Annotated in this window: 18 protein-coding genes; 16 read left to right on the top strand and 2 right to left on the bottom strand. The window is 68.6% G+C overall.

From position 1 onward, the window contains the following. Positions 1–68: 68 nt before the first annotated feature. The 14 genes from P3W75_RS22450 (at position 69) to P3W75_RS22385 (ending at position 21,232) form a co-directional block, all read left to right on the top strand. The gene (locus tag P3W75_RS22450; RefSeq protein ID WP_430765402.1) at positions 69–1,304 is read left to right on the top strand and encodes an NAD(P)/FAD-dependent oxidoreductase; all 1,236 of its coding nucleotides are present in this window, start codon (positions 69–71) and stop codon (positions 1,302–1,304) included. A 146-nt stretch (positions 1,305–1,450) separates the two neighbouring features. Next, positions 1,451–3,703, top strand: a complete 2,253-nt coding sequence (locus P3W75_RS22445) for a YgiQ family radical SAM protein (protein WP_276229519.1) — start codon at positions 1,451–1,453, stop codon at positions 3,701–3,703. A gap of 270 nt (positions 3,704–3,973) precedes the next feature. After that, positions 3,974–5,224 (top strand): parallel beta-helix domain-containing protein, encoded by a 1,251-nt coding sequence (locus P3W75_RS22440; protein WP_276229518.1) that lies wholly within the window; start codon positions 3,974–3,976, stop codon positions 5,222–5,224. Next, positions 5,221–6,348, top strand: a complete 1,128-nt coding sequence (locus tag P3W75_RS22435; protein WP_276229517.1) for an SO2930 family diheme c-type cytochrome — start codon at positions 5,221–5,223, stop codon at positions 6,346–6,348. Before P3W75_RS22440 ends, P3W75_RS22435 begins: the two co-directional genes overlap by 4 nt. Before the next feature lie 339 nt (positions 6,349–6,687). Further along, on the top strand, positions 6,688–9,972 hold the full coding sequence (locus P3W75_RS22430) for a DUF2126 domain-containing protein (protein WP_276229516.1): 3,285 nt from the start codon (positions 6,688–6,690) through the stop codon (positions 9,970–9,972). Positions 9,973–10,022: 50 nt separating this feature from the next. Further along, positions 10,023–12,521, top strand: coding sequence for a circularly permuted type 2 ATP-grasp protein (locus tag P3W75_RS22425; protein ID WP_276229515.1), 2,499 nt, complete (start codon positions 10,023–10,025; stop codon positions 12,519–12,521). Continuing rightward, positions 12,521–13,456, top strand: coding sequence for a transglutaminase family protein (locus P3W75_RS22420; protein WP_276229514.1), 936 nt, complete (start codon positions 12,521–12,523; stop codon positions 13,454–13,456). Before P3W75_RS22425 ends, P3W75_RS22420 begins: the two co-directional genes overlap by 1 nt. Positions 13,457–13,766: 310 nt before the next feature. Next, the gene (locus P3W75_RS22415; RefSeq protein ID WP_276229513.1) at positions 13,767–14,618 is read left to right on the top strand and encodes a mechanosensitive ion channel family protein; all 852 of its coding nucleotides are present in this window, start codon (positions 13,767–13,769) and stop codon (positions 14,616–14,618) included. A 280-nt stretch (positions 14,619–14,898) separates the two neighbouring features. After that, on the top strand, positions 14,899–15,369 hold the full coding sequence (locus tag P3W75_RS22410) for a GspH/FimT family pseudopilin (RefSeq protein ID WP_276229512.1): 471 nt from the start codon (positions 14,899–14,901) through the stop codon (positions 15,367–15,369). Continuing rightward, a complete protein-coding gene (pilV, locus tag P3W75_RS22405; protein WP_276229511.1) occupies positions 15,366–15,914 on the top strand; it encodes a type IV pilus modification protein PilV in 549 nt (182 codons plus the stop codon). The genes P3W75_RS22410 and pilV overlap by 4 nt, the downstream gene beginning before the upstream one ends. A gap of 1 nt (position 15,915) precedes the next feature. Then, the gene (locus P3W75_RS22400; protein ID WP_276229510.1) at positions 15,916–16,638 is read left to right on the top strand and encodes a prepilin-type N-terminal cleavage/methylation domain-containing protein; all 723 of its coding nucleotides are present in this window, start codon (positions 15,916–15,918) and stop codon (positions 16,636–16,638) included. Further along, positions 16,635–17,204 carry a pilus assembly PilX family protein gene (locus tag P3W75_RS22395; RefSeq protein WP_276229509.1) on the top strand — a complete coding sequence of 190 codons (570 nt, stop codon included), beginning with the start codon at positions 16,635–16,637 and terminating at the stop codon, positions 17,202–17,204. Before P3W75_RS22400 ends, P3W75_RS22395 begins: the two co-directional genes overlap by 4 nt. A 9-nt stretch (positions 17,205–17,213) precedes the next feature. Then, positions 17,214–20,855, top strand: coding sequence for a pilus assembly protein (locus P3W75_RS22390; RefSeq protein ID WP_276229508.1), 3,642 nt, complete (start codon positions 17,214–17,216; stop codon positions 20,853–20,855). Continuing rightward, on the top strand, positions 20,852–21,232 hold the full coding sequence (locus tag P3W75_RS22385; RefSeq protein WP_276229507.1) for a type IV pilin protein: 381 nt from the start codon (positions 20,852–20,854) through the stop codon (positions 21,230–21,232). Before P3W75_RS22390 ends, P3W75_RS22385 begins: the two co-directional genes overlap by 4 nt. Here the strand turns inward: P3W75_RS22385 and P3W75_RS22380 are convergent. Further along, positions 21,229–21,816: a TIGR00730 family Rossman fold protein gene (locus P3W75_RS22380; protein ID WP_276229506.1), complete on the bottom strand. Its 588-nt coding sequence runs from the start codon at positions 21,814–21,816 to the stop codon at positions 21,229–21,231. The genes P3W75_RS22385 and P3W75_RS22380 overlap by 4 nt on opposite strands. A 374-nt stretch (positions 21,817–22,190) precedes the next feature. Here P3W75_RS22380 and azu point away from each other — a divergent pair, with 374 nt between their 5' ends. Then, positions 22,191–22,637 (top strand): azurin, encoded by a 447-nt coding sequence (azu, locus tag P3W75_RS22375; protein ID WP_276229505.1) that lies wholly within the window; start codon positions 22,191–22,193, stop codon positions 22,635–22,637. A gap of 102 nt (positions 22,638–22,739) precedes the next feature. After that, the gene (gene trhA / locus P3W75_RS22370) at positions 22,740–23,372 is read left to right on the top strand and encodes a PAQR family membrane homeostasis protein TrhA (RefSeq protein WP_276229504.1); all 633 of its coding nucleotides are present in this window, start codon (positions 22,740–22,742) and stop codon (positions 23,370–23,372) included. A 122-nt stretch (positions 23,373–23,494) separates the two neighbouring features. Here trhA and nadE read toward each other — a convergent pair whose 3' ends face one another. After that, positions 23,495–24,322, bottom strand: a complete 828-nt coding sequence (nadE, locus tag P3W75_RS22365; RefSeq protein WP_276229503.1) for an ammonia-dependent NAD(+) synthetase — start codon at positions 24,320–24,322, stop codon at positions 23,495–23,497. Between the last annotated feature and the right edge of the window lie 49 nt (positions 24,323–24,371).

Genomic DNA, 24,371 nt, shown 5'->3' with positions numbered 1-24,371 from the left:
GGCGATCCGCGCCCGGCGCCGACGTGCGGCGCGCCGGGAACGCAAACCGCCCCCGCCGTTGGGGTAACATGCGCCGCTTTGTGCGGCCTGCCAGGCCCAACGCTCGCGAGGAAATCACCGTGCTCACGTCCCAGGTCATCATCATCGGCGCCGGCGCCGCCGGGCTGATGTGCGCCATGAGCGCCGCCGCGCGCGGTCGCCAGGTGCTGCTGATCGACCACGCCAACAAGGCCGGCAAGAAAATCCTCATGTCCGGCGGTGGGCGCTGCAACTTCACCAACCTGTACTGCGAGCCGAGCAACTTCCTCTCGCAGAATCCGCACTTCTGCAAGTCGGCGCTGGCGCGCTTCACCCAGTGGGACTTCATCGCCCTGGTGGCCAAGCATGGCGTGCCGTACCACGAGAAGAAGCTCGGCCAACTGTTCTGCGACCACAAGTCCAGCGACATCCTCGAGATGCTGCTGGCGGAGTGCGAGCAGGTGGGCGTGGACCTGCGCCTGAACACCTCGGTCAGCGAGATCGCCCGCGTCGACGGCGGCTACCAGCTGCAGACCAGCCTCGGCATGGCCCGCTGCGAATCGCTGGTGATCGCCACCGGCGGGCTGTCCATCCCGACCCTGGGCGCCACCGGCTTCGGTTACCAGGTGGCCCGCCAGTTCGGCCACGAACTGCTGCCGACCCGCGCCGGGCTGGTGCCGTTCACCATTACCGACCCGCAGCTGAAAACCCTGTGCACGGAGCTGTCCGGCACCTCGGTGGAGGACTGCCGGGTGAGCTGCAACGGCCAGAGCTTCGTCGAGAACATCCTGTTCACCCACCGTGGCATCAGCGGCCCGGCGATCCTGCAGATTTCCTCCTACTGGCAGCCCGGCGACACCATCAGCATCGACCTGCTGCCGGCGCTCGACCTGCCGAGCTGGCTCGCCGAACAGCAGCGCGAGCGCCCCAACAGTGAGCTGAAGACGCTGCTCGCCGACCTCTTCACCAAGAAGATGGCCGGCCTGCTGGCCGAGCAGTGGTTCGTTTCCAAACCGATGAAGCAGTACACCCCGGCCGAGCTCAAGGCCATCGCCGAGCGCCTGGGCGACTGGCAACTGGTGCCGGCGGGCACCGAGGGCTACCGCACCGCGGAGGTCACCCTGGGCGGCGTGGATACCCGCGAGGTGTCGTCCAAGACCCTGGAGTCGCTGAAATCCCCCGGCCTGTACTTCGTCGGCGAGGTGCTGGACGTGACCGGCCACCTGGGCGGCTTCAACTTCCAGTGGGCCTGGGCTTCGGGCTACGCGGCCGCACAGTTCGTGTAGGCCGGGCCGGCCTCGCCAGGGGCCGCCGCGCGGGTCCCGTCACGGCCCAGAATTCCCAGCGCGGGAGTCGGAATTGCTCAAAATTTGTGCTATATTCCGCGCCCGCGTTTTTCCGCGTCCATTATTCGAGATTCCCGGTGCCCGTGATGCAAGCCGCCAAGCCGCTGTTCGACTATCCCAAGTTCTGGGCCGAGTGTTTCGGCCCGGCGCCCTTCCTGCCGATGAGCCGGGAAGAGATGGATCAGCTGGGCTGGGATTCCTGCGACATCATCATCGTCACCGGTGACGCCTACGTCGACCATCCGTCGTTCGGCATGGCCATCATCGGCCGCCTGCTGGAGGCCCAGGGCTTCCGCGTGGGCATCATCGCCCAGCCGGACTGGCGCTCGAAGGACGACTTCATGAAGCTCGGCCAGCCGAACCTGTTCTTCGGCGTGGCGGCGGGCAACATGGACTCGATGATCAACCGCTACACCGCGGACAAGAAAATCCGCAGCGACGACGCCTACACCCCCGGCGGCCTCGCCGGCAAGCGCCCGGACCGCGCCAGCCTGGTCTACAGCCAGCGCTGCAAGGAAGCCTACAGCCAGACCCCGGTGGTCCTCGGCGGCATCGAGGCCTCGCTGCGCCGCATCGCCCACTACGACTACTGGCAGGACAAGGTGCGCCGCTCCATCCTGATGGACGCCACCGCCGATATCCTGCTGTACGGCAACGCCGAGCGCGCCGTGGTGGAGATCGCCCAGCGCATGTCCGCCGGCGAGCCGATCGAGCAGATCACCGACGTGCGCGGCACCGCGTTCATTCGCCGCGACACCCCGGAAGGCTGGTTCGAGGTCGACTCCACGCGGATCGATCGTCCGGGCAAGGTCGACAAGATCATCAACCCGTACGTGAACACCCAGGACACCGCCGCCTGCGCCATCGAGCAGGAGAAGGGTGCACAGGAAGACCCGAACGAAGCCAAGGTCGTGCAGCTGCTGTCGCACCCGCGCCTGGAGCGCGAGCGCACGGTGATCCGCCTGCCGTCCTTCGAGAAGGTGCGCAACGACTCGGTGCTCTACGCCCACGCCAACCGCGTGCTGCACCTGGAGACCAACCCGGGCAACGCCCGCGCCCTGGTGCAGAAGCATGGCGAGGTGGACGTGTGGTTCAATCCGCCGCCCATCCCGATGAGCACCGAGGAAATGGACTACGTGTTCGGCATGCCCTATGCGCGCGTGCCGCACCCGGTGTACGGCAAGGAGAAGATCCCGGCCTACGAGATGATCCGCTTCTCGGTGAACATCATGCGTGGCTGCTTCGGCGGCTGCACCTTCTGCTCGATCACCGAGCATGAGGGGCGGATCATCCAGAACCGCTCGCACGAGTCGATCCTCGCCGAGATCGAGGGGATGAAGAAGGTGCCGGGCTTCACCGGCGTGGTCTCCGACCTCGGCGGCCCGACCGCGAACATGTACCGCATCGCCTGCAAGGACCCGGAGATCGAGCGTCACTGCCGCAAGCCGTCCTGTGTGTGGCCGGGCATCTGCGAGAACCTGAACACCGACCACTCCTCGCTGATCGAGCTGTACCGCAAGGCGCGCGCGCTGCCGGGGGTGAAGAAGATCCTGATCGCCTCCGGCCTGCGCTACGACCTGGCGGTGGAGTCCCCGGAATACGTCAAGGAGCTGGTGACCCATCACGTCGGCGGCTACCTGAAGATCGCCCCGGAGCACACCGAGGAAGGCCCGCTGTCGAAGATGATGAAGCCGGGCATCGGCACCTACGACGCCTTCAAGCGGATGTTCGAGAAGTTCTCCAAGGAGGCGGGCAAGGAGCAGTACCTGATCCCGTACTTCATCGCCGCGCACCCGGGCACCACCGACGAGGACATGATGAACCTCGCCCTGTGGCTCAAGCGCAACGGCTTCCGCGCCGACCAGGTGCAGGCGTTCTACCCCTCGCCCATGGCCAGCGCCACGGCGATGTACCACTCGGGCAAGAACCCGCTGCGCAAGGTCACCTACAAGAGCGACGGCGTGACCATCGTCAAGAGCGAGCAGCAGCGCCGCCTGCACAAGGCCTTCCTGCGCTACCACGACCCCAAGGGCTGGCCGCTGCTGCGCGAGGCGCTGGAGCGCATGGGCCGCGCCGACCTGATCGGCAACGGCAAGCACCACCTGATCCCCACCTACCAGCCCGAGGGCGACGGTGGCTACCAGAGCGCCCGCCGGAAGAACTCCACGCCGGTGGACAGCAAGAAGGCCGGCAAGCCGCTGCTGACCCAGCACACCGGCCTGCCGCCGCGCGCCAGCGACGGCTCCAAGCCGTGGAACAAGGCTGAAGAAGGCAAGGCGACCGGCTACGCCAAGGGCAAGAAACGCACGCCCAAGCGCCAGCCGAACATACCGCGCTGAGTGATCAGACCGACGGGGCCGCAAGGCCCCGTTTTCGTTTCCGCGCGGGACCAGGGCGAGCGCAGACGCTTTTGTAGGAGCGAGCTTGCTCGCGAATGGATTCCGCAGCGGAGCGTTCGCGAGCAAGCTCACTTCCTGCAGGCTCACCCTTCCCACCCTCGTAGGAGCGGACTCCGTCCGCTATAGCCGCCCGCCACCATGGGGCTATTCACGGAAACATTTTGGCACTATAGTTCCAGAATCATAAGAACAACATCCGGAGACCCCGCCATGCGCCGCGCCGCCACCCTGTCGCTTCTCAGTCTCGCCGTGCTCCTGGCCGCCTGCGGCCAGCAGGACAAACCCACCGCCGCGGTCAGCGCGGACTTCCAGAAGGACCTGCAGGAGCGCCTGATCAAGGCCAAGCCCGGCGCGGTCATCGAGATTCCCGCCGGCACCTACCACCTCGACCGCGGCCTCAGCCTCAAGGTCGACGGCGTGACCATCCGCGGCGCCGGCATGGACAAGACCATCCTCAGCTTCAAGAACCAGAAGGCCGGCGCCGAGGGCCTGCTGGTGGACGCCTCGGACTTCACCGTGGAGAACCTGGCGATCGAGGACAGCAAGGGCGACGCGCTCAAGGTGCTGGGCGGCAAGAACATCGTGATCCGCAACGTGCGCACCGAATGGACCGGTGGCCCGTCCACCGACAACGGCGCCTACGGCCTGTACCCGGTGCAGACCGAGAACGTGCTGCTGGAAGGCAACGTCTCCATCGGCGCGTCCGACGCCGGCATCTACGTCGGCCAGTCGCGCAACGTGGTGGTGCGCAAGAACCGCGCCGAGCGCAACGTCGCCGGCATCGAGATCGAGAACACCATCGGCGCCGACGTCTACGACAACGTGGCCACCGACAACACCGGCGGCATCCTCGTCTTCAACATGCCCAACCTGCAGCAGCCGGGGCGCGGCACCCGCGTCTACAACAACGACGTGCAGGGCAACAACCACGACAACTTCGGCCACAAGGGCACGCCGGTGGCCAGCGTGCCGGCCGGCTCCGGGGTGGTGGTGAACTCCAACGACGACGTGGAAATCTTCGACAACAAGATCGGCAACCACAAGACCGCCAACGTCATCATCAGCAGCTACTACAGCACCAACTATTCGGACAAGGCCACCCAGGCGAGCTTCGACCCCTACCCCGAAGGCATCTACATCCACGGCAACACCTTCGGGCCGGGCGGCGACAGCCCCGACCACCTGGAGCTGAAGGCCCTGAAAATCTCCCAGTTCGGCCTCAACGGGCGCCTGCCGGACATCCTCTGGGATGGTTACTTCAATCAGAAGAAACTGGTCGACGGCAAGCTGCCCGAGGCCCTGGCCATCTGCATCGACAACGGCGACGCCGGCATCGTCAACGTCGACGCCCCCAACGGCTACAAGCACATCAGCACCGACATCAGCAGCCACCGCTGCAAGCTGCAGCCGCTGCCGAAGATCGAGCAGGCCGGCCTCGGCGAGAAGGGAGGCAAGGCATGACCCGAGCCGCCTGCGCCTGGATGTCGCTCGCCCTGGCCGTTGCGCTGGCCGGGTGCGGGCAGGAGGCGAAGCCGCGCTACCAGCCCGAGGGCGACGACTACCCGCAGACCCTCAGCGGCTGGGGCATGTTGCACCTGGGCGACGGCCATCTCGCGCCGGCGCCCGAGGTGCTGCCGTATGACCTCAACACCCCGCTGTTCACCGACTACGCCCACAAGCTGCGCACCATCTGGATGCCCGAGGGGCAGTCGGCGAAGTATGCCGACGACCACTTCGACTACCCGCTGGGCACGGTGCTGACCAAGACCTTCTACTACCCCACCGACGGTAATGGCCAGCTACTGGAGAACGCCCAGGACGACCGCGACCCGCGGCAGGGCCTGGAGCTGAAGAAGGTGCGCCTGGTCGAGACCCGCGTGCTGGTCAAGCAGAAGGACGGCTGGATGGCGCTGCCCTACGTGTGGGACGCCGAGCAGAAGGAAGCGCGCCTGGAGCTGGCCGGCGACAGCCAGGCCCTGGAACTGCAGGATGCGGCCGGGCAGAAGGTGGCCTTCACCTATATGGTGCCGGACGCCAACCAGTGTTCCGAATGCCACGCCGAGCACAAGGGCGGCGGCATCGCCCCGCTGGGGCCGAAGGCGCGGCACCTGAACAAGGACTTCGCCTATGCCGAGGGCAGCGACAACCAGCTCCGCCACTGGCAGGCGCGCGGCTTCCTGCAGGGCCTGCCGGAGCTGGCGCAGGTGCCGCAGAGCGCCCTCTGGGGCCACCCGCGCGCCGGCGAGAGCCTGGAAAAGCAGGCGCGCAGCTACCTCGACGCCAACTGCGGCCACTGCCACAACCCCAAGGGCGCGGCGCGCACCTCGGGGCTGTACATCGACGCCAGCGCCCAGCTGGGGGTCAACTTCGGCTTCTGCAAGCAACCGGTGGCGGCCGGCGGCGGCACCGGCGGGCGCCGCGAGGATATCCACCCGGGCCACCCGGAACTGTCCGTGCTGACCTACCGCGTCGGCAGCGACAAGCCCGGCGAGATGATGCCGGAACTGGGCCGCGCGCTGGTGCACAAGGAAGGCCTGGAAGTGCTGGAGCGCTGGATCGCCGAGTTGCCGGGGAGTTGTACCTGAGGCCTGCGGCGGATAACCGCGAACGGTTATCCGCCCTACGGCGCAGCGACTTCGCTTCCGGCTGACGCCGTGGTCTCCACTTCTGCCCAACGGTCTCCCTTCGCGAGCAAGCTCGCTCCTACGAAAGACCTCCGTTCTCCTGCCTGTCACGCAGCACGGTCTAGGCTATGCCGGCCGGCTCCCGCGTCGCGCCCCAAATTCGTGCGCACCCGCGCCCGGCGTGCAGGCCGGGCCCCGCTATGGTGCCTGGCGTCCTCGCGCAGCCCGTCCCACGGCCCCTGCGGGCTGGCACGGGACTTGCGCGGAAGCTGTGTCGCCCAGGCCCGCAGGAGGCCCGCCGTGTCGATTCATGTCGCCTTGCAGCATGTCACCCACTATCGCTACGACCGCGCGGTGAACCTCGGCCCGCAACTGGTGCGCCTGCGCCCGGCGCCGCACAGCCGCACGCGGATCCTCGGCTATTCGCTGAAGGTCGCGCCGGGCAAACACTTCATCAACTGGCAGCAGGACCCGCAGGGCAACTACCTGGCGCGCCTGGTGTTCCCGGAGAAGACCGAGGAACTGCGGGTGGAGGTCGACCTGGTCGCCGAGATGGCGGTGTTCAACCCCTTCGACTTCTTCCTCGAGCCCTACGCCGAGCAGTTCCCCTTCAGTTACGGCGTGGATGAGCAGCGCGAGCTGGCGCCGTACCTGGCGCGTCAGCCGGCCAGCCCGCTGTTCGCCGAGTATGTCGCCGAGGTGCCGCTGGAGCCGCGCGCCAGCGTGGATTTCCTGGTCGAAGTGAACCAGCGCCTGGCGCGCGACGTGCGCTACCTGATCCGCATGGAGCCCGGCGTGCAGACGCCCGAACAGACCCTGCAGCTGGCCTCCGGCTCCTGCCGCGACTCGGCCTGGCTGCTGGTGCAGGTGCTGCGCCACCTGGGCCTGGCGGCGCGCTTCGTCTCCGGCTACCTGATCCAGCTCAGCGCCGACCAGAAGTCCCTCGACGGCCCCAGCGGCACCGAAGTCGACTTCACCGACCTGCACGCCTGGTGCGAGGTCTACCTGCCCGGCGCCGGCTGGATCGGCCTGGACCCCACCTCCGGGCTGTTCGCCGGCGAAGGCCACATCCCCCTGGCCTGCAGCCCCGAGCCATCCTCGGCGGCGCCCATCACCGGCGCGCTGGAAGCGTGCGAGGTGAGCTTCAGCCACGAGATGCGCGTCGAGCGCGTGTGGGAAGCGCCGCGGGTGACCAAGCCCTACAGCGAGGAACAGTGGCAGGCGATCCGCGAGCTGGGCGCGCGCGTCGACGCCGACCTGCTCGCCCAGGACGTGCGCCTGACCATGGGCGGCGAGCCGACCTTCGTCGCCATCGACTACCCCGACGACCCCGAGTGGAACACCGCGGCGCTGGGCCCGAACAAGCGCCGCCTGGCCGCCGAGCTGTTCCACCGCCTGCGCCGCCACTACGCGCCCAAGGGCCTGGTGCACTTCGGCCAGGGCAAGTGGTACCCCGGCGAGCAGCTGCCGCGCTGGTCGCTGAACTGCTACTGGCGGCGCGACGGCGAGCCGCTGTGGAGCAACCCGATGCTCTACGCCGAGGAAAGTCGCAGCTATGGCGCCGACGCGGCGCTGGCCGCGCGCTTCCTGCGTCGCCTGGCCGGGCGCCTGGGGCTGACCGGCGACACCCTGTTCGCCGCCTACGAGGACTGGTTCTACTACCTCTGGCGCGAACGCCGGCTGCCGGCCAACGTCACGCCCGAGGACGCGCGCCTGGCCGACCCGCTGGAGCGCGAGCGCCTGCGCAAGGTCTTCGAGCGCGGCCTGGGCGAAGCGGTCGGCCACGTGTTGCCATTGGCCCGCAGCGCCGCCGGCGACGCCTGGGAGAGCGGCCGCTGGTACCTGCGCGACGAGCATTGCCGGCTGGTACCCGGCGACTCGCCGCTGGGCTACCGCCTGCCGCTGGAATCGCAACCCTGGGTCAGCGAGGCCGACTACCCCTACGTCAACCCGGCCGACCCGAGCCAGCCGCGCCCGCCGCTGCGTCGCGCCGCGCAGATGCAGCAGGCCCGCGAGCGCATGCCCGGCGGCCCGGACGCCACGCGCCAGCCGCAGATGCACCAGTCCGCCGGCTGGATCACCCGCACCGCGCTGTGCGCCGAGCCGCGCGAAGGCCGGCTGTACCTGTTCATGCCGCCGCTGGCGGAGCTGGAGGCCTACCTGGAGCTGGTCGCCGCCGTCGAGGCCACCGCCGGCGAGCTGGGCTGCCCGGTGCTGCTGGAGGGCTACGAGCCGCCGGCCGACCCGCGCCTTGCCAGCTTCCGCGTGACCCCCGACCCCGGCGTGATCGAAGTGAACATCCACCCCTCGGCGAGCTGGGACGAACTGGTCGAGCGCACCGAGTTCCTCTACGAGGCGGCGCGGCAGACGCGCCTGTCCAGCGAGAAGTTCATGGTCGACGGCCGCCACGTCGGCACCGGCGGCGGCAACCACTTCGTCCTCGGCGGCGCCACGCCCGGCGACTCGCCGTTCCTGCGGCGCCCGGACCTGCTGCGCAGCCTGGTCAGCTACTGGCACAACCACCCGTCGCTGTCCTACCTGTTCTCCGGCCTGTTCATCGGCCCGACCTCGCAGGCGCCGCGGGTGGACGAGGCGCGCAACGATGCCCTCTACGAACTGGAAGTGGCCTTCGCGCAGATGCCCGAGCCGGGCGCGCAGTGCCCGCCCTGGCTGGTCGACCGGCTGCTGCGCAACCTGCTGGTGGACGTCACCGGCAACACCCACCGCGCCGAATTCTGCATCGACAAGCTGTACTCGCCGGACAGCGCCAGCGGGCGCCTCGGCCTGCTCGAACTGCGCGCCTTCGAGATGCCGCCCCACGCGCGCATGAGCCTGGCCCAGCAGCTGCTGTTGCGCAGCCTGGTGGCGCGCTTCTGGCGCGAGCCCTACGCGCCGCCGAAGCTGGTGCGCTGGGGCACCGAGCTGCACGACCGCTTCCTGCTGCCGCACTTCGTCGAGCAGGACTTCGCCGACGTGGTCCACGACCTCAACGCCTGTGGCTACCCGCTGCGCAGCGACTGGTTCGCCCCGCACTTCGAATTCCGCTTCCCGAAATACGGCGACTACGCGGTGAAGGGTATCGACCTGGAGCTGCGCCAGGCCCTGGAACCCTGGCACGTGCTGGGCGAGGAGGGCGCCAGCGGCGGCACCGTGCGCTACGTGGACTCGTCCCTGGAGCGCGTGCAGCTGAAGGTCGCCGGCATGGCCCCGGACCGCTACGTGGTCACCTGCAATGGCCGCCCGGTGCCGCTGCGGCCCACCGGCCAGGTCGGCGAATACGTCGCCGCCGTGCGCTACCGCGCCTGGCAGCCGGCGTCCTGCCTGCAGCCAACCATCGGGGTACAGGCGCCGCTGGTCTTCGACATCGTCGACACCTGGATGCAGCGCTCCCTCGGCGGCTGCCAGTACCACGTCAGCCACCCCGGCGGGCGCAGCTACGAGAGCTTCCCGGTGAACGCCTACGAGGCCGAGAGCCGGCGCCTGGCGCGCTTCTTCCGCCACGGCCACACGCCCGGCAAGCTCAGCGTGGAGGCGCCGCGCGTCGACCCCGAGATGCCGATGACCCTCGACCTGCGGCGGACATGAGCGCCGCCGCCCGCTAAAGTGAACAGGCAGCCTTGCACGCCGAGTCCCTGATGTCCGAGTTGCTCGCCCATTACCCGCTGTCCGCCACGGCGTACCACGAATTGCTGGACGCCGAGGGCGGCGTGCGCCCGCACTGGCAGCGCATGGTGCAGCGCCTGGAGCGCGCCAGCCCGGCCCAGCTGGAGCAGCGCCAGGCCCTGCTGGCGCGGCAGATCCAGGAAAACGGTGTGACCTACAACGTCTACGCCGACCCCAAGGGCGCCGACCGCCCCTGGGAGCTGGACCTGCTGCCCAACCTGCTGTCCGCCGAGGAATGGGCCGGTATCGCCGCCGGCGTGGCGCAGCGCGGGCGGGTGCTCAACGCGGTGCTGGCCGACCTCTACGGCGAACAGCGCCTGCTCGCCGAAGGCGTGCTGCCCAGCGAGCTGGTCTATGGCCACCCCAACTTTCTCTGGCCGTGCAGCGGCCTGGCGGTGCCCGGCGGCATCTATCTGCACAGCTATGCCGTCGACCTGGCGCGCGACGCCGACGGCCGCTGGCACGTGCTCGCCGACCGCACCCAGGCCCCGTCCGGCGCCGGCTACGCCCTGGAGAACCGGCAGATCATCTCCCGCGCCCTGCCCGAGCTGTACCGCGAACTGCGCGTGCAGTACCTGGCCGGCTACTTCCGCACCCTGCAGGAAACCCTCGCGCATTGCGCCCCGGCCGACGGCGAGACGCCGCTGGTGGTGCTGCTGACGCCGGGGCGCTTCAACGAAACCTACTTCGAGCACCTGTACCTGGCGCGCCAGCTCGGCTTCCCGCTGGTGGAAGGCCACGACCTGACGGTGCGCGACGCCACCCTGTACCTGAAGACCCTCGGCGGCCTGAAGCGCGTGCACGCGGTGCTGCGACGCCTGGACGACGATTTCTGCGACCCGCTGGAGCTGCGCACCGACTCCGCCCTCGGCGTGCCCGGCCTGCTCGACGCCGTGCGGCGCGGGCGGGTGCTGGTGGCCAACGCGCTGGGCAGCGGCGTGCTGGAGTCGCCGGGGCTGCTCGGCTTCCTGCCGGCGGCCAGCCGCCGGCTGTTCGGCGAGGAACTGCTGCTGCCGGCGGTGCAGACCCGCTGGTGCGGCGAAGCGGGTGCCGCGGAGGCGGCGCTGGATGAGCTGGATCACCTGGTGATCAAGCCGGCCTTCCCCTCGCAGAGTTTCGAACCCCTGTTCGGCCACACCCTGGGCCCGGCGGCCCGCGCCGAACTGCGCCAGCGCCTGGCCCGGCAGCCCCACGCCTACGTGGCGCAGCGCCAGGCGCAGCTGTCCCAGGCGCCGGTCTGGCAGGAGCGTGGCGCGCGCGGCGAGCTGCAATCCCGCGCCATCGGCATGCGCGTGTTCGCCGTGGCCGGCAGCGACGGCAGCTACTGGGTGATGCCCGGCGGCCTGACCCGCGTGGCCTCGGCGGCGGACGCCGAAGTAGTGTCGATGCAGCGCGGCGGCGCCAGCAAGGACACCTGGGTGCTGGCTGATCGCCCGGTCCACGGCGAGCCGCTGCGGCCGCGCAGCATCGGCGCGCGCGACCTGATCCGGCAGGACCCGTACCTGCCCTCGCGGGTGGTGGAAAACCTCTACTGGTTCGGCCGCTACGCCGAGCGCTGCGACGACAACGCGCGACTGCTGCGCGTGGTGCTGTCGCGCTACGTGGACGCCGACGGCGACGAACAGGCGCTACGCAGCGCCCACGACCTGGCCGCGGCCATGGGCCTGATCCCGCAGGGCGAGGCGCCGCTGGAGCAGCGCCTGCTGGCGGCGCTGCTCGACGACAACTGGGGCAACAGCCTCAGCGCCAACCTGCGCCGCCTGCACTGGGCCGCGGCCCAGGTGCGCGGGCGGCTGTCGCGGGAGAACTGGCTGGCGCTGATGGAGCTGCAACGCGACCTGCAGGCGCTGGACGCGCGCGACACCGAGCTGGGCGACGCCCTGGACTTCCTCAACCGCCTGCTGATGTCGCTGGCGGCGCTGTCCGGCTTCGCCCTCGACGACATGACCCGCGACGACGGCTGGCGCTTCCTGATGATCGGCCGGCGCATCGAACGCATCCAGTTCTTCGCCGACGCCATCGCCGGTTTCCTCGAAGGCGGCGCGGCCTGGGAGGCGGGCGCCCTCGAATGGCTGCTGGAGCTGGGCAACAGCACCATCACCTACCGCTCGCGCTACCTCGCCGGGCCGCAGCTGATTCCGGTGCTCGACCTGCTCCTGCTGCACGAGCAGAACCCCCATGCCCTGTACTTCCAGCTGCAGGCCCTGGAACGCTCGCTGGAACGCCTGCACCAGGAATTCGGCATGCCCCGCGAACAGCAACTGACCCTGCTCACCGCGCGCCTGCTGGCCTTCGACTTCGCCACCCTGGAGAACCCGCTGTTCGGCAGCGCCGGGCAGGACGAAGTGCTCGCCGGCCTGGCCCGCCTGCTGCGCGAGCTGGCGCATGGCGTCGGCCAGGCATCCGACCGCCTGGGCCTGCGCTACTTCGCCCACGTCGACGACATCAGCCAGCGCACGGTGTCCACCTGATGGCCGAAGCCCTGCTGTCCTCCGCCCCCGCGCACGTGGCGCGCTACCAGGTGTTCCACGACACCCTCTACCACTATGCCGCGCCGGTCTCGCTGTCGCAGCAGCTGCTGCACCTGTGGCCGCGCGAATGCCCCTGGCAGCGCTGCCTGGGCCGCGAACTGCAGATCGAGCCGCTGCCCACGCAGCGCAGCGATGGCTTCGACGTGTTCGGCAACCCGCTGACCCGCCTGGCCTTCGAGCGCCCCCACGATGCCTTGCAGGTGAACGCGCGCCTGCAGCTCGAGGTGCTGCCGCGTCCGCCGCTGATGCTGAGCGCCTCGCCGGCCTGGGAGCGGGTGGTAGCGAGCCTGGCCTACAGCGGCCGCGCGCTGGGCGCGGAGGCGCTGGACGCCTGCCGGTTCCGCATGGAGTCGCCCTACGTGCGCATCAAGCGCCAGTTCAGCGAGTTCGGCGACGACTGTTTCCCGCCCGGCCGGCCGCTGCTGGAAGGCGCCACGGCACTGATGCGGAAGATCTTCAGCGAGTTCGCCTTCGACGCCGAAGCCACCCAGGTGGCGACGCCGCTGATCGAGGTGCTGGAGCGCCGTCGCGGGGTCTGCCAGGACTTCGCCCACCTGATGCTCGCCTGCCTGCGCTCGCGCGGCCTGGCGGCGCGCTATGTCAGCGGCTACCTGCTGACCCGGCCGCCACCCGGCCAGCCGCGCCTGATCGGCGCCGACGCCTCGCACGCCTGGGTCGCGCTGTACTGCCCGGACAACGGCTGGGTGGACTTCGACCCGACCAACAACATGCTCCCGGCGCTGGAACACATCACCCTGGCCTGGGGCCGCGACTTCGCCGACGTCTCGCCGCTGCGCGGGGTGATCCTCGGCGGCGGCAGCCACGACCCCGAGGTGCGGGTGACGGTGATGCCGCACTGGGAGCTGGCCGTGTAACGGAGCGGCCAAGGCCCTGCGTTTGCCGGAGGGTAGGGCGGATAACCGTTCGCGGTTATCCGCCGCAGGCCCATGCACCGAAGCCCCAGGCAAACGGCGGATAACGCTGTAGGCGTTATGCGCCCTACGGGCTGCAGCGCAGGCTCGATCGTAGGAGCGCCCCATGGCGCGAATCGTGGGCATGGCCCACTCCTACGCGATCCTGCCGGCAGTCGCGGGCCGCCACTCTGCCGCAACGCCCGCCGGGCAAGCCGCCAACGGCGTGCTAGCTTTTCTCTGGTCAATTCCCGATCAACGGATGGGCTAGGCAATGGGCGACACGAACATCGTCAACGTGGGTACGGAGAAGTTCAACGAAATCTGGTCGCTGGTGCAGCAGTACGCCCTGGCCTTCGGCATCAAGATTCTCGCCGCCATCGCCTTCTGGGTGATCGGCCGCTGGCTGATCAGCCTGGCGGTGGGCATGGTCCAGCGCGCCCTCGGCCGACAGAGCGTCGACCCGACGCTGTTGCGCTACGTCGGCTCGTTCATCACCGTGACCCTCAACATCGTCCTGGTGATCGGCATCCTCGGCTACTTCGGCGTGCAGACCACCAGCCTGGCGGCGCTGATCGCCGCGGCCGGCGTGGCCATCGGCATGGCCTGGTCGGGGCTGCTGGCCAACCTCGCCGCCGGCGGCTTCATCATCGTCCTGCGGCCGTTCAAGGTCGGCGACTTCATCACCGCCGCCGGGGTCACCGGCACGGTCAAGGAGATCGGCCTGTTCGTCACCGCGATCAACACCCCGGACAACGTGCTGACCCTGGTGGGCAACAACAAGATCTTCAGCGACACCATCCAGAACTACAGCCACAACGAGTTCCGCCGCGTCGAGCTCAAGGCCCAGCTGTCCGGCGCCGCCGACTACGTGGCGGCCGCCGCCGCGCTCAAGGAACGCATCGCGCAGATCCCCAACGTGCTCAGCGAGCCGCCGGTGGACGTGGAAATCCTCGAGTTCAACCTGGTCGGCCCGGTGCTGGCGGTGCGTCCGTACTGCCACAACGACAACTACTGGCAGGTCTACTTCGACACCAACCGCACCATCAAGGAGGCCCTGGGCAGCGGCGGCTTCCCGGCGCCGATGCCGGCGCAGACGGTGATCGTGCAGCAGGCCGGCGGCTGATCCCGCGCGGGTTCGCGGAAGGGGCGCCAGGAGGCGCCCCTTTTCGTTTCCTGCGCAGCATTCCTACGTTACTCGGGATGAGCGGTTGTCCATGCGGGATGGCTGGTCATGGGGAAGGACATTTCCTCGCGTGACGGGAAATATCCCCTGATTTCTGTTGAGCGATACCCCTGCGTCTGGCGATCCCTCCTGCATATTCTCCTCAAGCTGGTGGGCATCCTGAAAGGACACCGACCGGCGCCTCCCGCGCCGGTCCCTGCTGTCCGACTTCGGGGGCTCCATGCCACGCCACTCCCACCTGGCCGCCTTCAGCCTGATCGAGCTGCTGGTGATCCTGGCGATCCTCGCCATCGCCGCCAGCATCGCCGTACCCGGCTTCACCCAGTTGATGCGCGACCAGCAGGTGCAAGCCGCCGCCGACGAGCTGCGCGGGCTGCTGCTCTACACCCGTGGCGAGGCCGCCACGCGCGGCGCCAAGGTGTTGCTCAAGGCCGAAGGCAGCGGGCTCTGGGCGGGTGTGTTGCGCGTCAGCCAGGGTGAGCGAGTGCTGCGCCAGCGCGAACCGCTGGGCAATCTCGCCATCAGTGCGAACCGCGCCTCGCTGGGCTTCCACGGCGACGGCCGCCAGGTCGAATCCACGGCCACCTGCATCAGCGTTTGCCCGGTGGGCGCGCAAGGCGGCTGCCAGCAAATCCAGGTGCAACCCAGCGGGCGCGTGCTGGCGCCGGCCGCCGGGAGTTGCGCGAATTGAACGGGGTAAACGTGATGCGCGGCTTCAGCATGATCGAGGTGCTGGTGGCCCTGCTGGTGATCGCCACCGGAACCCTCGGCATGTTCGCCCTGCAGGCCCAGGCGCTGCGGCATACCCTGGACGCCAACCTGCGGGGCAACGCGGTGATGCTCGCCGACGACCTGCTGGAGCTGATGCGCAGCAATCGCGGCGCGCTACTCGACGCCAGCGGCGCACTGCCTGCCGACGAGTCCGCGTACTACAAGGCGAAAGGCCAAGGCTTCCCCTCCGCACCAACGAGCTGCGGCAATCGCCAGCGTGGCGCTGGCGGCAGCGGAGTGGCCGGGGGCGATCTCGGCTGCTGGGCACAGCAGGTGCGCACATCGCTGCCCGTCGACGACAAGCTGCTGCAGGACTACCGGATCTGCCGCAGCGCCGCGCCGGGCACCTGTTCGCAGGGGGCGGGCAGCGCGGTAATGATCGAGCTGTTCTGGTCCGACCCGCGCGCCGACGCGGCACTGTGCGCCAACCAGCAATGCAGCTACACGCTGCGGGCGGAGCTCTGATATGGCTGGCTGGCAGAAGGGTCTGTCGCTGGTCGAGCTGATGGTGGCATTGCTGCTGAGCTGCTTCCTGGTGCTGGGCGTCACCCAGGTGTTTCTCGACAACAAGCGCAACTACCTGTTCCAGCAGGGCCAGGTGAGCAACCAGGAGAACGCCCGTTTCGCCGCGCTGGCCATCCAGCGCCTGGCCGCGCGGGCCGGTTACCGCGTGTGGCCGCATCGCCAGTTGCCGGAAGAAGCCTTCCCGGCGCAGGGGGCCAGCGCCGAATGCCCGGCGTTCGCCGCGGGGCAGAGCATCGCCCTCGCGGTCGACAGCGCCGGCGCCGACCTCTGCGTGCGCTACCAGCGCGGGGTGGAACAGCACGAAAGCGACTGCAGCGGGAACTCGCTGGATTACTCCAACACCCCGCTCACCGTCGTGGCGCGTCTGAACCTGGACGCCGCCAAGGGGCAACTCTCCTGCGCTGCCGGTGGCAAGGCCAGCGTGCTGGTCGACGGCCTGCTCGACTTCAGCCTGCAGCCGCTGGCCACCTCCAGCCAGGAGGTGCAGATGGTTTCCGTCCACTTGCTGTTCGCCAGCCCGACCGGCCAGGCCGGGGGCACCCGCAGCGATGTTCTGGCGCGCTGGAAAACCCTGACCGGACGCCAGCCCGCCCTCGACCCCGCCGAGCAGCGTTTGCTGCAGATCGGCAGCGCCAACGTTGCCTTGCGGAGCCTGATGCCATGACCTGTACGCGTGAACGTGGGGCCGTGCTGCTGGTGGCGCTGGTCATGCTGCTGCTGATGACCGTGCTGGCCTTGGCGGGCATTGGCAACAGCCAGCTGGAGAACCGCCTGGCCGGCAATCGCGCGGAATACCGGCGCGTCTTCAATGCCACCGAGTCAGGCCTGCGCGAGGTGGAACGGCGCCTGGCGCGCTTGCGCGGCGTCGAGGACGGCCAGACCACCAGTTGCGCAGGGCGGGCGCAGCTGTGCGTGCTGGATCTGGGGCAGGTGCGCACGGAGACGGGCAGCGGCTGGACGTGGCAGTGGGCGTCGGATCCCGCGAGCTGGTGGAAGTCCGGGAGCAACGCAGTGGCCTATCAGGGCTCGGACGACCTCACGAGCTTCTCTCCCGCGCCCCGCCAGCACGCCGCCTACCTCGCCAGCGACGGCGATGGCCTGAACCTGGGCAACATCGGCGAGTCGCGGCTGCGCACCGACTTCTATTACGTCAACGCGTACGCCAGCGGTGACGCCGGACGCGCGCCGGTGCTGCTGCAAACCGTATTCGCCCGGCGTTACGCGAACTAAGGGAACCCAATGAACCATTGTCGTCACTTCTCCAGCGCCGTCGCCGGCCTGCTGACCCCCTTGCTGGTTGCCACGGCGGCCGCTGACCAGCTGAGCGTCAGCCAGCAGCCGTTGTTCCTTACCGAGTCGGTGGCGCCGAACCTGATCCTGACGATGGACAGCTCCGGCAGCATGCGGTACGCCTACGTTCCCGACAACATCGAAAGGCAGGCTGATACCCGTCGGACCAAGGCGGCCAGCTACAACGCCATGTACTACAACCCTCGGCTGACCTACCGGGTGCCGAAGCAGGTCAAGTTCAGCAACGGCCAGCTGATAGTGAGTGAATACCCGGTCAGCAAGGGCGGCGGCTTCGATTTCACCCAGGTCAGGCGTAACGGTTTCGATGAACGACGCCAGACGATCGACCTGGCCAATGAGTACCAGGTGACCTGGAGTTATTCCCCGGACGCGTCGAGCGATTCCGAAGTGGCGAGGCATCCCGAGAAGGACTTCAAGCGCAGTGTTTCGCTGTCCTCCAACGGGCAGACCTGGGAGGGTGACCTCGCTCCCGGTCTGAGGCTGAAGATCAAGCGTACGGGGCGGGATTCATGCGAGGCCCATCTCGATGGCAGGAAGGTCGCCTGTTCCGGACGCAGGTCGAGCTACACGGTGGACCTGACCAACAAGGGAGTGCCGGCCTACTACTACGGATTCAACCCGACGTGGGCTGGCTGCTCGGCATCCTCGACCGACAACGACAACTGCTACGGACTGGTCAAGGTCAGCGCGAGCTCCGGCCCGAATGGGAAGGACGAGCGGCAGAACTTCGCCATCTGGTACGCCTTCTACCGTAACCGTGCCCTGGCCACGCAGAGCTCCGCCAACCTGGCCTTCAACAGCCTGCCCGAGTCCATCCGGCTGACCTGGCAGGATCTGGGGCAGTGCAGCCAGCTCGATGGGCAGTGGGGGTGCAACGGCATCAGTTACAGCGGTGGCAATCCGCTCCGCCCATTCGCCAAGAAGCACCGCGCGGATTTCTTTCACTGGCTGTCGAGCGTCAGCTTCCGCGGCGGCACGCCCCTGCGCCAGGCGCTGGACCGGGCCGGCCGATTCATCGGCGATGGCCAGGGCCCGGCCTATGACTTCGAACCCGGAGGCAAGAAGGAGCCGAAATTCACCTGCCGCCCCAGCTACCACCTGATGATGACCGATGGGCTGTGGAACGGCAGGGCCAGCTCCGTGGGCGGCAACATCGATGGCAATGGCAGGACGCTGCCGGATGGCACTCGCTACGCGCCCCGTTCACCCTTCAAGGATGGGACGAGCAATACCTTGGCCGACCTGGCCTTCCACTATTGGGCCACCGATGCGCGCACCGACCTCGCCAATGAGCTGAAGCCCTACGTTGCCTTCGCCCAGGCGGACGCTACCAGGCAGTACTGGGACCCGCGCAACAACCCGGCGACCTGGCAGCACCTGGTGACCTTCACCATGGGTCTGGGGCTGGGGTCGTCGCTGGTCAACCCGAAATGGGCGGGCGGCACCTTCGAGGGGGCCGGTTACCTGGGGCTGCTGAATGGCGGCATCGAGTGGCCCGCGGCCAGGTCGGACAGCGACAACAACGTCTACGACCTCTGGCACGCGGCGATCAACGCCCGTGGCGAATTCTTCAGCGCCGATGACCCGCAGCAGCTGATCGACGCCTTCGCCGCCATCCTCTCGCGCATCGCCAGCCGCGACGCTTCGGCCGCGCGCCCGGCGCTGGAGGGGGGCTCGGCGGGGGAGGACGATCAGCTGTACCAGGCCGAATTCTCCAGCTCCGACTGGAGCGGTGACCTGGTCAAGTACCGCCTGGACAATGCGGCCGGCCGGGTCCAGTTGTGGAGCGCCGAGGCGCGCCTGAGTGGCCGCCAGACGCCGCGTCGAGTACTGATGGCGAGAGCCGGCGGCTTGCAGCCATTCGCCTGGGGGAATCTCGATGCCCGCCAGCGGACGGCGCTGAATCGCAATCTGCTGGGGGACGCCGACAGCCTTGGGGAGAAGCGCGTGGCGTTCCTGCGGGGTGAGCGGGGCGAGGAGGGAACGCTGTTCCGCAAGCGCGCCAAGCTGCTGGGCGACATCGTCAACTCCGCGCCCCTGGTGGTCACGGCGCCGGCGGGTCGCAGCCAGGCCCTGGACCGCCTGGAAAACCCTGCGAATGGCGGGCTTGGCGATGGCGCACAGACCTACAGCGATTTCAAGGCGGCCCAGGCCAAGCGGCCCACGGTGGTCTACGTCGGCGCCAACGACGGCATGCTGCACGCCTTCGACGGGCAGAGCGGCGAGGAGCTCTTCGCCTTCGTGCCCAGCGCGGTGATCGACAACCTGCATCGCCTGAGCGACCCACGCTATGTCGCCGGCGAGCATCGCTACTTCGTCGATGGCCCGCTGGTGGCCGAGGACGTGTTCTTCGGCGGCGCCTGGCGTACGGTGCTGGTCGGCGGCCTGGGCGCCGGTGGCCGTGGGCTGTTCGCGCTGGACGTGACCAACCCGCGCGAGCCGGGCCTGCTCTGGGAAATCGAAGGTGGCGCCGGCCCGTTCGCGCGCCTCGGCCATAGCCTGCCGCGGCCGGCGCTGGCGCGGTTGCACAGTGGGCAATGGGCGGTGCTGGCCGGCAACGGCTACGACGGTATGCAGGATCAGGCGCTGCTGTACCTGATCGACATCGGCAGTGGCGAGCTGATTCGCGAACTCAACGTGAGCAAGGGGGGCGACGCCGCCAACGGCCTGTCCAGCCCGCGCGCGGCGGATATGGACGGCGATGGCATCGTCGATTTCGCCTACGCCGGCGACCTGCTCGGCAACCTGTGGCGCTTCGACCTCTACAAGCCGACCAGCCAGGGCGGCCATGGCGGCCCGCAGTCCGCCAGCGCCTCGGACTACCGGGTAGGCCTGGCCGGCCAGCCGCTGTTCCGTGGTCCGGACGCCGTGGCCGCCAGGCAGCCGATCACCACCACGCCCTGGCTGGTCCGCCATCCCTCCGGCCAGGGTGTGCTCGCTCTGCTGGGCACCGGCAAGTACTTCGAGGTCCAGGACGCCCAGGCCGACACCAGCAAGGCCATGAGCCTGTATGGCATCTGGGATCGCCAGGTCGCCAACGACAGACCCGGGCCGGTACGTCGCGAGCATCTGCAGCAGCAGAAATTCATAGTCGACAAGGCCGAGTACCGAACGCTCAGCGACAACCCGGTGGGCTGGGCCGCCGCCAGTTCCCAGCCGGGCGGCAGCGGCAGGCATGGCTGGTACCTGGACCTGCCGCCCAGCGGCGAGCGAGTTATCGCCGATCCGGGCGGTAGCGGCCGCCTGGCGTTGTTCACCACCCTGACGCCGGATGTCGACCCCTGCGTCGCCGAGGTCAGCAACTGGCTGCTCGCGCTGAATCCGTTGACCGGCGGGGCGCCGCTGGCCAATGCCCTGGACTACAACCGCGACGGAGTGGTCGACGACGCCGACCGGGTCAAGGGCGACAAGGTCGCCGGCCTGCAGTTCCCCGGCGGGCCGGGTGGCGCGGCCTTCGGCTTCGATCCGGAAAGCGGCCTGGGCGTGGCCTATGGCGACGACGAGCAGCGCTTCTTCGACGGCATCCGTCCGGGCCGGCAGAGCTGGCGCCAACTGGAGGGCGCCCAATGAGCCGCGGTTTCACGCTGCTGGAACTGATGGTGGTGCTGGCCATCGTCGGCATCCTCGCCTCGGTGGCCTATCCCAGCTACCTGGAGCAGGTGCGCCGCGCCAATCGCGCCGAGGGCCAGGCGCTGCTGCAGGATGCGGCGGCGCGCCAGGAGCGCTTCTACGCGCAGAACAACCGCTATGCTGCCAAGCTCGACGACTTGGGGCTGCAGGAGCTTTCGCGCGCCGGGCTCTACAAGTTGGCGGTGAGTTCCGGCGGAGACGGTGATGGCGGCTACCTGCTGAGTGTCGAACCGCAGCGCGAAGACCCGCGTTGCGGCACCATGACGCTCAACGCCCTCGGCCAGCGCAGCCCAGCGAGCGTGGATTGCTGGCGCTAGGTCGGCGTGCGATCGACCCACTTGGGCGCGGCGAGCGGCCGCCAGGCCTCCAGGGCGTCCAGCAACTCGGCGGGGCTGGCGCCGCGTTGCAGCATCTGGCGGTGCGGTTCGCGGACGAAGCGCTCCTGCACCAGGTGGTCGAGGAAGGTCAGCAGAGGGTCATAGAAACCGTTCACTTCCAGCAGGCCCAGGGGCTTGGCGTGGTAGCCAAGCTGGCCCCAGGTCCACACCTCGAACAACTCTTCCAGGGTGCCGAGGCCGCCGGGCAGGGCGATGAAGGCGTCGCTCAGCTCGGCCATGCGCGCCTTGCGCGCGTGCATGCCGTCCACCACTTCCAGGCGGGTCAGGCCGCTGTGGCCGACCTCGGCGTCCTTCAGACTCTGCGGGATGATCCCCACCACCTCGCCGCCGGCGGCCAGGGCGGCGTCGGCCACCATGCCCATCAGGCCTACCGCGCCCCCGCCGTAGACCAGGCGCAGGCCGCGCTCGGCGAGATGCCGGCCAAGGTTTTCGGCGGCTTCCTGGTAGACGGGACTGGCGCCGGGGCTGGCGCCGCAGAACACGCAGACGGAACGCAGGGTCATTTGCTGGGAACTCCGAGACCGACAACTGGGTCGTCAGGGTAACCGCTGCGAGCGTGACGACCAAGCCATACGGCGCGGCCTAGCCGGCGCAGACGCCCTGGGCGTAGCATGCGAGGACTTGCTGGAAAATTGTATACATGTTTGTATTCGATTTGGCGTGCATGAAGACGCTCCCGGTTCGTTGGCGGTAGCGGTCTATGCTGGACGGGGCGCGCTGATTTGCCTCGTTGAAAGTTCGTATCGACCTGATAGAACTGCGCAGTGGCAAAACGCTGGCGTCGCCGGCACGAATTGACCTGGGTCAGCAGGCGCTCCCCGACGATCGGGCAGTCTGCTGCTCCGGATTCTCCGCCCAACCTGCCTAGGAGGCTCGTATGTTCCGCAAACTCGCTGCTGTCACCCTGCTTGGTCTGGCCAGTACTCCGCTGCTGGCTGCCGAATGCTCGGTGGACATCCAGGGCAACGACCAGATGCAGTTCAGCACCAACGCCATCAGCGTGGACAAGAGCTGCAAGACCTTCACCGTCAACCTGTCCCACCCCGGCGCCCTGGCGAAGAACATCATGGGCCACAACTGGGTGCTGACCACTGCCGCCGACATGCAGGGCGTGGTCACCGACGGCATGGCCGCCGGCCTGGACAAGAACTACCTGAAGGACGGCGACACCCGCGTCATCGCCCACACCAAGATCATCGGCTCCGGCGAGAAGGACTCGGTGAGCTTCGACGTGTCCAAGCTCAAGGACGGCGAGCAGTACATGTTCTTCTGCAGCTTCCCTGGCCACTCGGCGATGATGAAGGGCACCCTGACCCTGAAGTGAGTTCGTCGCTTCGAACGAAAGCCCGGCTCACCGCCGGGCTTTTTCGTTCTACCTTATCCCGGTGCGCCATCGGCGCAGTGACACTGTTTTCCGGGGGCAAACATGTATCACGGTGAAAGATTCAACGCCTGGACGCACCTGGTCGGCGCCTTGGCGGCGCTGGTCGGCGGCGTCTGGATGGTGGTGGCGAGCAGCCTGATCGGCGAGCCGCTGAAGATCGTCGGGGTGACCATCTACAGCGCCACCCTGCTGTTGCTGTACAGCATTTCCACGGTGTACCACAGCGTGCGTGGCCGGGCGAAGACGATCATGCGCAAGCTCGATCACCTGTCGATCTACCTGCTGATCGCCGGCAGCTACACGCCGTTCTGCCTGGTCACCCTGAAGGGGGCCTGGGGCTGGACGCTGTTCGGCATCGTCTGGGGCATGGCGGTGATCGGCATGGCTCAGGAGATCAAGCCACGCTCGGAGGCGCGGGTGCTGTCGATCATCATCTACGCGGTGATGGGCTGGATCGTGCTGATCGCCGTCGGCCCGCTGTACCGCGCGCTGGGTGGCGCCGGCTTCGCCTGGCTGGTCGGCGGCGGGGCCTTCTACACCATCGGCATCGTCTTCTTCGCCTACGACAGCCGCTTCCGCCACTGGCACGGCATCTGGCACCTGTTCGTGATCGCCGGCAGCGTGCTGCACTTCATCGCCATCTGGTTCTACGTGATTCCGGCACGGGTGACCTAGGGCCGGCTCACCGAAAAACGGCGGATAACCGCGAACGGTTATTCGCCCTACGTCGAGGGTAGGCTGGGTGTAGGGCGGATAACGTTCGACGTTATCCGCCGCTGTCCCGCGCAGGTGCTGGCTTACGGCGCCTTCGGCAGCTGGCGCTTGTGGTGGGTCTTCTCGTAGGTGCGCTTGATGATCTCGAAGGCTTCCGGGCTCACCGGCTGGCCGTGCAGGAAGGCGTCGATCTCCTTGTAGCTGACGCCGTGGGCGTGCTCGTCGGGCTTGCCCGGGGCGAGGTCCTCGAGGTCGGCGGTGGGCACTTTCTCCACCAGGAACTCCGGGGCGCCCAGGCTGCGGGCGATGCTGCGCACCTGGTGCTTCACCAGGCCGGTCAGCGGGGCGATGTCGCAGGCGCCGTCGCCGAACTTGGTGAAGAAGCCCATCACCGCCTCGGCGCCGTGGTCGGTGCCGACCACCAGGCCCTGGCGGGCGTTGGCGATGGTGTACTGGGCGACCATGCGCATGCGCGCCTTGGTGTTGCCCAGGGCGAAGTCGGCGGTGCCCGCCGGCAGGCCGTCGAGGGCGCGGGTCTGTTCGGCCAGGGCCTGTACCGCCGGGCCGATGTTCACCGTGTGGCGTTCGTCCGGGGCGATGCAATCCACCGATGCCTGGGCGTCGGCTTCGTCGCCCTGCACGTTGTAGGGCAGGCGCACCGCGATGAAGCGGTAGTCCGGGTTGCCGGTCTCGGCGCGCAGACCTTCCACCGCGCGCTGGCAGAGCATGCCGGCGGTGAGTGAGTCGACGCCGCCGCTGATGCCCAGCACCAGGGTCTTCATGCCGGATTCGCGCAGGCTGTCCTGGATGAAGCGGATGCGCCGCTGGATTTCCGCCTGCAGTTCGGCGTCGGACTGGAAGGGCGGCTGCACGTTGAGGTCTTTGGCGATGGCGTCTTGGGTGGCTTTCATGGGGTCCTCGATCCTGCGGTGGACGGGGGCGGCCCGTCGGATGCGGAGA

It is taken from the genome of Pseudomonas citronellolis, from assembly GCF_029335315.1.
GTDB classification, from domain to species: Bacteria; Pseudomonadota; Gammaproteobacteria; order Pseudomonadales; family Pseudomonadaceae; genus Pseudomonas; species Pseudomonas citronellolis_A.
This window is presented reverse-complemented; position numbering and strand designations above follow the sequence as displayed.

Excerpts from the sequence above, each read along its gene's own strand:
- P3W75_RS22450 (WP_430765402.1), top strand. The coding sequence starts at position 69 with ATGCGCCGCTTTGTGCGGCCTGCCAGGCCCAACGCTCGCGAGGAAATC.
- P3W75_RS22445 (WP_276229519.1), top strand. The coding sequence starts at position 1,451 with ATGCAAGCCGCCAAGCCGCTGTTCGACTATCCCAAGTTCTGGGCCGAG.
- P3W75_RS22440 (WP_276229518.1), top strand. The coding sequence starts at position 3,974 with ATGCGCCGCGCCGCCACCCTGTCGCTTCTCAGTCTCGCCGTGCTCCTG.
- P3W75_RS22435 (WP_276229517.1), top strand. The coding sequence starts at position 5,221 with ATGACCCGAGCCGCCTGCGCCTGGATGTCGCTCGCCCTGGCCGTTGCG.
- P3W75_RS22425 (WP_276229515.1), top strand. The coding sequence starts at position 10,023 with ATGTCCGAGTTGCTCGCCCATTACCCGCTGTCCGCCACGGCGTACCAC.
- P3W75_RS22420 (WP_276229514.1), top strand. The coding sequence starts at position 12,521 with ATGGCCGAAGCCCTGCTGTCCTCCGCCCCCGCGCACGTGGCGCGCTAC.
- P3W75_RS22415 (WP_276229513.1), top strand. The coding sequence starts at position 13,767 with ATGGGCGACACGAACATCGTCAACGTGGGTACGGAGAAGTTCAACGAA.
- P3W75_RS22410 (WP_276229512.1), top strand. The coding sequence starts at position 14,899 with ATGCCACGCCACTCCCACCTGGCCGCCTTCAGCCTGATCGAGCTGCTG.
- P3W75_RS22400 (WP_276229510.1), top strand. The coding sequence starts at position 15,916 with ATGGCTGGCTGGCAGAAGGGTCTGTCGCTGGTCGAGCTGATGGTGGCA.
- P3W75_RS22395 (WP_276229509.1), top strand. The coding sequence starts at position 16,635 with ATGACCTGTACGCGTGAACGTGGGGCCGTGCTGCTGGTGGCGCTGGTC.
- P3W75_RS22390 (WP_276229508.1), top strand. The coding sequence starts at position 17,214 with ATGAACCATTGTCGTCACTTCTCCAGCGCCGTCGCCGGCCTGCTGACC.
- P3W75_RS22385 (WP_276229507.1), top strand. The coding sequence starts at position 20,852 with ATGAGCCGCGGTTTCACGCTGCTGGAACTGATGGTGGTGCTGGCCATC.
- P3W75_RS22380 (WP_276229506.1), bottom strand. The coding sequence starts at position 21,816 with ATGACCCTGCGTTCCGTCTGCGTGTTCTGCGGCGCCAGCCCCGGCGCC.
- azu (WP_276229505.1), top strand. The coding sequence starts at position 22,191 with ATGTTCCGCAAACTCGCTGCTGTCACCCTGCTTGGTCTGGCCAGTACT.
- trhA (WP_276229504.1), top strand. The coding sequence starts at position 22,740 with ATGTATCACGGTGAAAGATTCAACGCCTGGACGCACCTGGTCGGCGCC.
- nadE (WP_276229503.1), bottom strand. The coding sequence starts at position 24,322 with ATGAAAGCCACCCAAGACGCCATCGCCAAAGACCTCAACGTGCAGCCG.